An 11,740-nucleotide genomic window follows, 5' to 3' on the forward strand; every position below is an offset into this window, starting at 1 on the left:
ATAATTAAGCTTCAAAAATTTCGATTTCTTTGCTGTCTGCAGTAAGTTTTACGATCGCTTTTCTGCGACGGCTAGTCATACCAGTGTAGCGTCCAACACGTTTTGATTTGCCTTTGTAGTTCATGATGTTGACTTTGTCAACTTTCACTCCAAAGATGCTTTCAACCGCGTCTTTCACTTCTGTTTTGTTAGCTCTTACATCAACTTCAAAAGTATATTTCTTTTCAGTCATTAAATCAGCAGAACGTTCAGTAATGACGGGGCGCTTTAGAACATCACGAGGATCTTTCATTATGCAAGCACCTCCTCTACTTTTTCAACCGCTGCTTTTGTAATCAGAAGCTTCTCGTGGTTGACAACGTCTAAAACGTTGATTCCGTTAGCTTCAACAACAGTAACTCCAGGAATGTTACGAGCAGATAATGCTACTGCTTCGTTTGCATCCGCAGTTACGATTAAAGCTTTTTTCTCAACAGATAATCCTTTAAGGATAGCTGCCATTTCTTTTGTTTTAGCCGTATCAAGAGTAAGATCTTCAAGAACGATGATGTTGTTGTCGATCACTTTAGAAGACAATACTGATTTGATTGCCAAGCGGCGAACTTTTTTAGGTAATTTATAAGAATAGCTGCGTGGTGTTGGGCCGAATACGACACCACCTCCGCGCCATTGCGGTGAACGGATTGAACCTTGACGGGCACGTCCAGTACCTTTTTGACGCCATGGTTTACGACCTCCGCCGCGTACTTCAGAACGATTTTTTACTTTGTGAGTTCCTTGACGTAAGGAAGCTCTTTGCATAAGAATAGCGTCGAATACAACACTCTCATTTGGTTCGATACCAAATACAGAAGCGTTTAATTCGATGTCACCAGCAGTAGAACCGTTTTGGTTGTATAATGCTACTTTTGGCATAATCAATTTCCTCCTTTCCTAAGAGAATTATTTAGATTTAACAGCACTTTTAACAGTGATTAAAGATTTCTTCGCACCAGGTACGTTACCTTTGATCAAAAGAAGATTGCGTTCTGCATCAACTTTTACGATTTCAAGGTTTTGAACAGTGATTTGCTCTCCGCCCATACGTCCAGGTAATAATTTACCTTTGAATACACGGTTAGGATCTACAGGTCCCATTGAACCAGGACGACGGTGGTAGCGTGAACCGTGAGACATAGGTCCGCGAGATTGTCCGTGGCGCTTGATTGCACCTTGGAAACCTTTACCTTTAGATACTCCTGTTACATCTACGATTTCTCCAGCAGAGAAAATTTCAACCTTGACTTCCTGACCAACTTCATACGCATCCATTTCCACTCCGCGTAATTCTTTAACGAAGCGCTTAGGAGCAGTTTCCGCTTTTGCAACGTGCCCTTTTTCAGGTTTGTTAGAAAGCTTTTCACGCTTGTCGTCAAAACCAAGCTGGATTGCTTCGTAACCGTCGTTTTCAGCTGTTTTCTTTTGAAGAACAACGTTTGGAGCAGCCTCGATAACAGTTACCGGAATAAGATCACCATTCTCAGCGAATACTTGCGTCATACCAATTTTTCTTCCTAAGATTCCTTTGGTCATTCGTCACACCTCCTATTAAGATCATTCTATATTTTGGAATTAAAGTTTAATTTCGATATCGACACCAGATGGTAAGTCTAATCGCATAAGAGCATCAACAGTTTGTGGTGTTGGGTTCACAATGTCGATTAAACGTTTATGTGTACGCATTTCAAATTGCTCACGAGAATCTTTGTATTTGTGCACCGCACGAAGGATTGTGTAAACTGATTTTTCAGTTGGCAACGGAATCGGACCAGATACGCTGGCACCAGAACGTTTTGCCGTTTCAACAATCTTCTCTGCAGATTGATCAAGGATTCTATGATCATATGCTTTCAAACGAATACGAATTTTTTGTTTTGCCATTATTTTCCCTCCTTTTCGCCTACATCACGTTAGACAGTTCTCCGTGAGAAAAACCTGAACACCTTGCCATGGCAAAGCGGCCGGGTGTGTCAGCAACCTCTCACTTCATCGCAGTCAAAGACCAACATACACCATTATACAGAAAATAGGCGCATGTTGCAAGACTTATTTAAAATATGCATGATTTGCACACTTTTTTTATTATACAGGGGTTTTTCTTATTTATCAAGGATCTATCATAAATGGTGTCGTGCATGTCGACTTAATGTGTTCGCGAATAATGCCGGCTCCTCAATATGCGGGGTGTGAGCTGAGTTCTCAAATTGAAACCAGCGCTTTTCGGGTGCCTCAAGCACTTGATAATACTGTTTCGATATTTCAGCAGGAACAATTAAGTCATGTTTCCCTGAAATGAAAACACACGGTACTTTAATAGAAGGAACTGATGTAAAAGCATTAAACCGGTACAACTCACCAGTTAAATGTTTTTTACTGAAGCGCAATCCATTGAGGAAGCTGTGCATGTTCCGCACTCCATACTCATTGCCAGTAAGCATTTGAAATAATACAGCTAGAGATTGACGATGACGGCGAGTGAAGCCTCCCCTGCTTAGCTCGACACAAAACCGATAGATAAGGTGCTGGATATCCTGCTTCCAAGGCGGAGCACCAATGAAACGTGTGAGGAAAGATAATAAGCTGGCTTTTTTTGATTTAGAAATTTCACGAATATTTTGATAAGCAGTTGATTCTTCATCGTGAGGGTTAACAACCTGGCTGATTCCATAATACGCGTAAAATAAATCAGGACACTGCTGCAGCACATGAAGCGCCAGTATTGACCCCCAAGAATGACCGACTAGGTAAAGTTTTGATTTTGAAAAATGAGCTAAAAGCCATTGAGTGACTTGGATTGTATCTTTAATGAAGTGATCTATTGTCATAGAGTGATGCGAAATTCGCTTAGAATAAGAAAGCCCCGATCCTCTCTGATCCCAATGAACTACTGTAAAATACTGTTCCAGCTCTTTTTGATAATGTCTAACATATCCGATTTGCGGCGTTCCCGGCCCGCCATGTAAAAAAAGCAGCAATGGATTTTTCACGTCAACTCCATTAATCATCAGCATTTGCTTTGTATTTCCAATGCTTAGTTCTTTCATGATTGCGATTGATTTCTTTTCAGGAATCATAAATATTAACCCCTCGAATATGATAGATCCTATTATACAAGAAAATGATAAGCAAACAAAAAAACGAGACCCGTAGGGGTCTCGTTTAAAATCATACTATTACTCAGTGATTGTAGAAACAACGCCTGAACCAACAGTACGTCCGCCTTCACGAATAGAGAAACGAGTTCCTTCTTCGATAGCGATTGTAGAAATAAGTTCAACGTTCATTTCAGTGTTATCTCCAGGCATAACCATTTCTACGCCTTCTGGAAGATGGATGATACCAGTTACGTCAGTTGTACGGAAGTAGAACTGAGGACGGTAGTTAGAGAAGAATGGAGTATGACGTCCACCCTCTTCTTTAGAAAGAACGTAAACTTCAGCTTTGAATTTGCTGTGTGGAGTGATTGTACCTGGTTTAGCAAGTACTTGACCACGTTGGATTTCTTCACGAGATACACCGCGAAGAAGGGCACCAATATTGTCACCAGCTTCAGCGTAATCAAGAAGCTTACGGAACATTTCAACACCTGTAACAGTTGTTTTCTTGTTCTCTTCTTGAAGACCGATGATTTCAACTTCGTCACCGACTTTAACTTGTCCGCGTTCTACACGGCCAGTAGCAACTGTACCACGACCAGTGATTGAGAATACGTCCTCAACTGGCATCATGAATGGTTTTTCAGTGTCGCGTTCTGGAGTTGGGATGTACTCATCAACCGCATCCATAAGTTCGAAGATTTTAGCTTCCCACTCAGCGTCTCCTTCAAGAGCTTTAAGAGCAGAACCTTTAACAACTGGTACATCATCACCAGGGAAGTCGTATTCGCTAAGAAGATCGCGAACTTCCATTTCAACTAGTTCAAGAAGCTCTTCGTCGTCTACCATGTCGCATTTGTTTAAGAATACAACGATGTATGGTACACCAACGTTTTTAGAAAGAAGGATGTGCTCACGAGTTTGTGGCATTGGGCCATCAGCAGCAGATACTACAAGGATAGCTCCGTCCATTTGCGCAGCACCAGTGATCATGTTTTTAACATAGTCAGCGTGTCCTGGGCAGTCAACGTGTGCATAGTGACGAGTTTCAGTTTCGTACTCAACGTGTGCAGTAGAGATTGTGATACCGCGCTCGCGTTCTTCTGGAGCACCATCAATTTGATCGTACGCCATAGCTGTACCTTTACCAGATTTCTTATGAAGTACTGTTGTGATAGCAGCAGTTAAAGTTGTTTTACCATGGTCAACGTGTCCAATTGTACCAATATTGGCATGTGATTTGGAACGGTCGAATTTTTCTTTAGCCATTCTAAAATCCTCCTTAAGAGCTTTTAATTAGTAATGTATAGAGTGATAGGAAGTGAAAGAAAGCTTTCACTTCCTCATCTTACAATAGTAGTTATACTTGAGTTAAGCGGCAAAATCAATTATTCGCCTTTATTTTTTTTGATAATTTCTTCTGCGACGCTCTTCGGCACTTCTTCGTAGTGATCCATGTGCATAGTGAACGTACCGCGACCTTGCGTATTAGAACGAAGTGCAGTAGCGTAACCGAACATTTCAGCAAGAGGAACCATAGCACGAACAACTTGAGCGTTACCGCGTGCTTCCATACCTTCTACGCGTCCGCGACGTGAAGTGATATCACCCATGATATCTCCCATATATTCTTCTGGAATAACCACTTCCACTTTCATGATTGGTTCAAGAAGAACTGGGTTACATTTGCTGACTGCATTTTTCAATGCCATAGAAGCAGCGACTTTAAATGCCATTTCGTTTGAGTCAACATCATGGTAAGAACCGTCGAAAAGTTTAGCTTTAATGTCGATAAGCGGGAAGCCTGCTAGTACACCATTTTCGAGTGCATCTTCCAGACCTGCTTGAACAGCTGGGATGTATTCACGAGGAACGACCCCACCGACAATCGCATTTTCAAATTCAAAGCCAGCGCCTTCTTCGTTTGGTTCGAATTCGATCCAAACGTGTCCGAACTGACCGCGTCCACCAGACTGACGTACGAATTTACCTTCAACTTTTGCACCGGTACGGAATGTTTCACGGTACGCAACTTGAGGAGCACCAACATTGGCTTCTACTTTAAATTCGCGTTTCATACGGTCAACAATGATATCAAGGTGAAGTTCACCCATACCAGAGATGATCGTTTGGCCAGTTTCTGGGTTTGTTTGAGTACGGAATGTAGGATCTTCTTCAGCAAGTTTCGCTAAAGCGATACCCATTTTATCTTGGTCAGCTTTTGATTTAGGCTCAATAGCAACGTCGATAACTGGTTCTGGGAATTCCATTGACTCAAGGATAACAAGATCCTTCTCATCACATAGAGTATCTCCAGTAGTTGTATCTTTTAGACCTACAGCAGCTGCGATATCCCCTGCGTATACAGTAGAGATTTCTTCACGGCTGTTAGCGTGCATTTGAAGAATACGTCCAACACGCTCACGTTTGCCTTTAGTAGAGTTTTTCACGTATGAACCAGAATCAAGTGTTCCAGAGTACACACGGAAGAACGTCAACTTACCAACGTAAGGGTCAGTCATAACTTTAAATGCTAATGCAGAGAATGGCTCTTCGTCAGAAGAATGACGCTCAATCTCTTCATTTGTATCAGGACGTGTACCTTTGATTGCAGCAACGTCAGTTGGTGCAGGAAGGTAGTCAAGAACAGCATCAAGTACTAGTTGAACACCTTTGTTTTTGAAGGCAGAACCAACAAGAACAGGGTAGAATTCAACATTTAATGTACCTTTACGAATTCCTGCTTTTAACTCGTCAATTGTGATTTCTTCACCCTCAAGGTACTTATCCATAAGCTCTTCATCAAGCTCACATACAGCTTCAATAAGGCTGTTGCGAAGCTCTTCAGCTTGCTCTTTGTACTCTTCAGGGATTTCTTTTGCATCAGAACGAGTTCCGAGGTCATCTTCGTAGAAATACGCAACGTTTTCTACAAGGTCAATGATACCTTCGAAGTTATCTTCAGCACCGATCGGCAATTGAATTGCATGAGCGTTTGCTTGAAGACGGTCTCTTAAAGTTCCTACAGAGTAAAGGAAGTCTGCACCGATTTTGTCCATTTTGTTAACAAAAACGATACGCGGTACTCCATAAGTTGTTGCCTGACGCCAAACAGTTTCTGTTTGAGGCTCAACGCCTGATTGCGCGTCAAGTACAGCAACAGCACCATCAAGTACACGAAGAGAACGTTCAACTTCAACTGTGAAGTCTACGTGTCCTGGAGTATCGATGATGTTTACGCGGTATCCTTTCCACTGTGCAGTTGTCGCAGCGGAAGTGATTGTGATACCACGTTCTTGTTCCTGCTCCATCCAGTCCATTTGTGAAGCTCCTTCATGAGTTTCACCAATTTTGTGGATACGACCAGTATAGAACAAGATACGTTCTGTAGTAGTCGTTTTACCGGCATCGATGTGAGCCATGATACCGATATTACGAGTTTTTTCTAAGGAGAACTCTCTTGCCATTGGGTAATTTCTCCTTCCTTATTAGGAAATTGTGTTTTGTTAATCTATAAATCCTACCAGCGATAGTGAGCAAATGCTTTGTTTGCTTCAGCCATCTTATGAGTGTCTTCACGTTTCTTAACAGCAGCACCAGTGTTGTTAGCTGCGTCAAGGATTTCGTTAGCTAAACGCTCTTCCATCGTTTTTTCTCCACGAAGACGAGCGTAGTTAACTAACCAGCGAAGTCCAAGAGTCGTACGACGTTCAGGACGAACTTCTACAGGAACTTGGTAGTTCGCACCACCTACACGGCGTGCTTTTACTTCAAGTACAGGCATGATGTTTTTCAATGCTTGTTCGAAAACCTCCATTGCATCATTGCCAGTACGTTCTTTAATGATATCGAATGACTTGTATAGGATCGTTTGAGACTTACCTTTTTTACCATCGATCATCATTTTGTTGATTAAACGAGATACAAGCTTAGAGTTGTAAATCGGATCAGGTAAAACATCTCTTTTTGCTACAGGACCTTTACGTGGCATCTGAATATCCTCCCTTCATCAATTATGCGTATTTTCGTATATTATTTTGCTTTAGGTTTTTTCGTACCGTATTTAGAACGGCCTTGTGCACGGTTTTCAACTCCAGCAGTATCAAGCGCACCACGAACGATGTGGTAACGTACCCCTGGTAAGTCTTTTACACGTCCGCCGCGGATAAGTACAACACTGTGCTCTTGCAGGTTGTGACCGATACCAGGAATGTAAGCAGTAACCTCGATTCCGTTAGTCAAACGAACACGAGCATATTTACGAAGTGCTGAGTTCGGTTTTTTCGGTGTCATTGTACCAACACGAGTACATACCCCGCGTTTTTGTGGAGAAGATACGTTAGTGTGCTCTTTTTTAAAGCTGTTGTATCCTTTGTTAAGTGCAGGAGACTTTGAGTTTTCTACTTTACTCACGCGTCCTTTGCGAATTAGCTGATTAATTGTAGGCATGAATTTTTCCTCCCTTCATTACGTTTTATAACCCACATACCCAGGTGGTTCATCAAAAGGCAAAAAACAATGTCTTTACACAAGATGGAATCTTACGCAAAAACAAAAGTACGTTATAATATAATGGCAACAGCGGCTGCTCCTACCTCAATTCCGCAGGCTTTGCCGAGCTTTTTCATGGATTCAACCATTGAGACAGAGATACCTTGATCTTCAGCAAGTGAAACAACACTTGACGTGAGTATCGGATCTGCGTCTTTTGCAACGACTACTTCCTTTACTGAACCTCGCTTTAGAGCTTTCACTGTTTGCTTCGTACCAATAATAATTGATTTGGCCTGTGATACTTTATCATAAGACATAAACATATCCTCCAAAGTAACAGGTTTATTTCGAGCACCTTGGTTATATTATCATTCTAGGAGACGAATGTCAACAAGGTATGACATTTTTTAGATTCGTTCTTCTCATAGAGTGACTTTTTCATAAATATATCTGCTGAAAGACTGTTTTTGCAGTCTTTCAGCAGAGTTAAATCAGTTATTCAACCGGGACCATATCGTCAGTCGGCTGAACATTTGATACTGGTTTTACTTTACGGTATTTCATCATTCCTGTACCCGCTGGAACAAGCTTACCGATGATAACATTCTCTTTCAAGCCGAGAAGCTCGTCACGCTTACCTTTGATCGCTGCATCTGTAAGGACACGTGTTGTTTCCTGGAAGGAAGCAGCAGATAAGAATGAATCAGTTTCAAGAGATGCTTTTGTAATACCGAGTAAGACAGGACGGCCTGTAGCTGGTCGGTTGCCTTCAAGCAATACCTTTTTGTTCGCTTCAGTAAATTGGTGAATATCAAGCAATGTACCTGGAAGCACATCAGTGTCACCGGCATCAATCACGCGTACTTTGCGAAGCATCTGGCGAACCATTACTTCTACGTGTTTATCACCGATTTCAACACCCTGCATACGGTAAACCTTTTGAACCTCATGGAGAAGATACTCTTGAACAGTCGTCAGGTCAGTCACTTTAAGAAGTTCTTTCGGATCGATTGAACCTTCTGTCAGTACTTGGCCTCGAGTAATTTTATCTCCTTCCGCTACTTTCAGGCGGGAGTTGTAAGGTGCCGTATAAGAACGTGTTTCCACTGCGCCTTGAACCACAATTTCCTGTTGCTTATCACGAACTTCATTGATCTCAACGACTGTACCGTCGATTTCTGTAATTGTTGCCTGACCTTTCGGATTACGCGCTTCGAAAAGCTCTTGGATACGCGGAAGACCCTGTGTGATATCGTCTCCGGCAACCCCGCCTGTATGGAATGTACGCATTGTTAACTGTGTACCAGGCTCACCGATTGATTGGGCAGCAATGATTCCGACAGCTTCACCGACTTCAACATCGGAGCCAGTTGCAAGATTTCGGCCATAGCATCGTTTACATACACCATGAGGCGTATTACATGTGAAAGCAGAACGGATCCACACTTCTTCAATGCCGGCTTCGACAATCTCCAGTGCTTTATCTTCATCGATCAGTTCGTTTTCATTCACAAGCACTTCACCTGTTTCAGGGTGCTTCACTTGTTTTCTTGCAAAACGTCCGATTAAGCGTTCTTCTAAGCGCTCAATTGTTTCAGTTCCTTCTTTAAGAGGCTTAGCAAGAATGCCTCGGTCAGTTCCGCAATCAGTTTCACGGATGATAACATCCTGCGCAACGTCAACGAGACGGCGTGTAAGGTAACCTGAGTCAGCAGTTTTAAGAGCGGTATCGGCAAGACCTTTACGCGCACCGTGTGTGGAGATAAAGTACTCCAATACTGTCAGACCTTCACGGAAACTTGATTTGATCGGCAACTCAATGATACGTCCAGCCGGGTTGGCCATCAGGCCGCGCATTCCGGCAAGCTGCGTAAAGTTAGATGCGTTACCACGGGCACCAGAGTCACTCATCATGTAGATCGGGTTGAGTTCATCAAGTGATTTCATCAGTTTGCCTTGGATAACGTCTTTTGCAGCACTCCAGATAGAGATGACTCTCTCATAGCGTTCTTCTTCAGTGATAAGACCGCGGCGGAATTGCTTCATAACGTTGTCAACTTTGCTTTGCGCTTCCTCAAGAATTTCTTGTTTATCATCGAGTACGACGATGTCAGAAACCCCAACTGTAATACCAGCTTTAGTTGAATATTTGAAACCTAGGTTTTTCATGCGGTCAAGCATTTTAGACGTTTCCGTAATATGGAATCGTTTAAAGATTTCCGCGATGATTTTACCCAGAATGCCTTTTTTAAACGGCGCATTGATTGGCTGCTGTGCGATAACAGCTTTAACATCAGCACCTTTTTCTAAAAAGAAACGGTCAGGTGTTTTCTCTTCAATGTTGCTCTTCGTTGGTTCATTCATGTAAGGGAATGATTCCGGAAGAATTTCATTGAAGACAAGCTTACCGACAGTTGTAATTAACAATTTTGAGCGCTGTTCTTCGGTAAATGTCACATTCTTAAGTGAGTTAGCTGCAACAGCTACTCTCGTATGAAGGTGAACATATCCGTTTTGATAAGCAAGCAGCGCTTCGTCTGTATTCTTGAAGACCATGCCTTCACCGACAGCACCGGCACGCTCAAGTGTCAGGTAATAGTTACCCAGTACCATATCCTGAGACGGTGTTACAACCGGTTTACCATCTTTAGGGTTCAAGATGTTTTGAGCAGCAAGCATCAAGATGCGTGCTTCAGCTTGTGCTTCAGCAGATAATGGTACGTGAACCGCCATTTGGTCACCGTCAAAGTCAGCGTTGTAAGCTGTACATACGAGCGGGTGAAGACGGATTGCGCGTCCTTCAACAAGCGTTGGTTCAAACGCCTGGATACCTAATCTGTGAAGAGTAGGGGCACGGTTCAGCAGTACCGGGTGCTCCTTAATAACTGATTCTAGTACATCCCAAACTTCAGGCTGTACGCGCTCAATTTTGCGTTTCGCACTCTTAATGTTGTGAGCAAGACCTTTTTCAACAAGTTCTTTCATAACGAAAGGTTTGAAAAGTTCAAGTGCCATTTCCTTCGGTAATCCGCATTGGTACATTTTCAAATGAGGACCAACAACGATTACAGAACGTCCGGAGTAATCGACACGTTTACCAAGAAGGTTTTGACGGAAACGGCCTTGCTTCCCTTTCAGCATGTGAGAAAGAGATTTTAACGGTCTGTTTCCAGGACCTGTTACAGGGCGTCCGCGGCGGCCGTTGTCAATTAGGGCATCGACAGCCTCTTGAAGCATACGCTTTTCGTTTTGAACGATGATGCTAGGCGCACCAAGGTCCAAAAGGCGTTTCAAACGATTGTTACGGTTGATGACACGACGATAAAGGTCATTCAAATCAGAAGTCGCAAAACGTCCGCCATCTAGCTGAACCATCGGTCTAAGCTCCGGAGGAATAACAGGAAGCACATCAAGGATCATCCAAGAAGGCTTGTTTCCTGAGTTACGGAAGGCTTCTAAAACTTCAAGACGTTTGATCGCACGAGTACGGCGTTGTCCTTGTGAAGTTTTCAGCTCTTCTTTTAACATATCAACTTCTTTTACAAGATCGATATCTTGAAGAAGTTTATGAATTGCTTCAGCACCCATAGATGCTTGAAATTTATTACCGTATTTATCAAGATAAGCACGATATTCTTTCTCAGACAGAAGCTGTTTCTTTTCAAGCGGTGTATTCGCCGGATCAGTTACAACGTAAGAAGCAAAGTAAATGACTTCTTCTAAAGCACGAGGTGACATATCCAGCACAAGACCCATACGGCTTGGAATACCTTTGAAATACCAAATGTGGGAAACTGGGGCAGCCAGTTCAATGTGCCCCATTCTCTCACGACGGACTTTAGCCCGTGTTACTTCGACTCCGCAGCGGTCACAAACTACGCCTTTATAACGAACTCGCTTGTACTTCCCGCAATGACATTCCCAGTCCTTAGTCGGTCCGAAAATGCGTTCGCAGAATAGACCGTCCTTTTCAGGTTTTAACGTACGATAGTTTATCGTTTCAGGCTTTTTCACTTCACCAAAAGACCATGAACGGATTTTATCTGGTGAAGCAAGACCGATGTTCATATACTCAAAATTGTTCACATCTAGCAAGGGGCCTACCTCCCTTT

The 11,740-nt window shown here is 42.7% G+C and carries 11 protein-coding genes; all 11 read right to left on the minus strand.

The genetic code is table 11. The annotated features are described in order from the left end of the window. Nucleotides 1-4 precede the first annotated feature (4 nt). On the minus strand, nucleotides 5-292 hold the full coding sequence (gene rplW, locus BGM23_RS00310; protein WP_003156467.1) for a 50S ribosomal protein L23: 288 nt from the start codon (nucleotides 290-292) through the stop codon (nucleotides 5-7). Continuing rightward, nucleotides 292-915 carry a 50S ribosomal protein L4 gene (gene rplD, locus BGM23_RS00315; protein WP_004399658.1) on the minus strand — a complete coding sequence of 208 codons (624 nt, stop codon included), beginning with the start codon at nucleotides 913-915 and terminating at the stop codon, nucleotides 292-294. The genes rplW and rplD overlap by 1 nt, the downstream gene beginning before the upstream one ends. A gap of 27 nt (nucleotides 916-942) precedes the next feature. Beyond that, nucleotides 943-1,572 (minus strand): 50S ribosomal protein L3, encoded by a 630-nt coding sequence (gene rplC / locus BGM23_RS00320; RefSeq protein WP_004399671.1) that lies wholly within the window; start codon nucleotides 1,570-1,572, stop codon nucleotides 943-945. 39 nt (nucleotides 1,573-1,611) lie between these two features. Further along, nucleotides 1,612-1,920: a 30S ribosomal protein S10 gene (gene rpsJ, locus BGM23_RS00325; RefSeq protein ID WP_003156464.1), complete on the minus strand. Its 309-nt coding sequence runs from the start codon at nucleotides 1,918-1,920 to the stop codon at nucleotides 1,612-1,614. A gap of 236 nt (nucleotides 1,921-2,156) precedes the next feature. Next, on the minus strand, nucleotides 2,157-3,113 hold the full coding sequence (locus tag BGM23_RS00330) for an alpha/beta fold hydrolase (RefSeq protein ID WP_015715118.1): 957 nt from the start codon (nucleotides 3,111-3,113) through the stop codon (nucleotides 2,157-2,159). A gap of 99 nt (nucleotides 3,114-3,212) precedes the next feature. Next, nucleotides 3,213-4,403, minus strand: coding sequence for an elongation factor Tu (gene tuf, locus BGM23_RS00335; RefSeq protein WP_003235058.1), 1,191 nt, complete (start codon nucleotides 4,401-4,403; stop codon nucleotides 3,213-3,215). Nucleotides 4,404-4,522: 119 nt separating this feature from the next. Further along, a complete protein-coding gene (gene fusA / locus BGM23_RS00340; protein ID WP_003235056.1) occupies nucleotides 4,523-6,601 on the minus strand; it encodes an elongation factor G in 2,079 nt (692 codons plus the stop codon). Nucleotides 6,602-6,654: 53 nt separating this feature from the next. After that, entirely contained in the window at nucleotides 6,655-7,125 is a 471-nt protein-coding gene (rpsG, locus tag BGM23_RS00345; protein WP_003225784.1) for a 30S ribosomal protein S7, read from the minus strand. Nucleotides 7,126-7,166: 41 nt separating this feature from the next. Beyond that, a complete protein-coding gene (gene rpsL, locus BGM23_RS00350; RefSeq protein ID WP_003225781.1) occupies nucleotides 7,167-7,583 on the minus strand; it encodes a 30S ribosomal protein S12 in 417 nt (138 codons plus the stop codon). 113 nt (nucleotides 7,584-7,696) lie between these two features. Then, nucleotides 7,697-7,945, minus strand: a complete 249-nt coding sequence (locus tag BGM23_RS00355) for a 50S ribosomal protein L7ae-like protein (protein WP_003225778.1) — start codon at nucleotides 7,943-7,945, stop codon at nucleotides 7,697-7,699. A gap of 178 nt (nucleotides 7,946-8,123) precedes the next feature. Next, nucleotides 8,124-11,723, minus strand: coding sequence for a DNA-directed RNA polymerase subunit beta' (gene rpoC / locus BGM23_RS00360; RefSeq protein WP_004399688.1), 3,600 nt, complete (start codon nucleotides 11,721-11,723; stop codon nucleotides 8,124-8,126). Between the last annotated feature and the right edge of the window lie 17 nt (nucleotides 11,724-11,740).

Source organism: Bacillus sp. FJAT-14266, from assembly GCF_001719225.1.
GTDB classification, from domain to species: Bacteria; Bacillota; Bacilli; order Bacillales; family Bacillaceae; genus Bacillus; species Bacillus subtilis.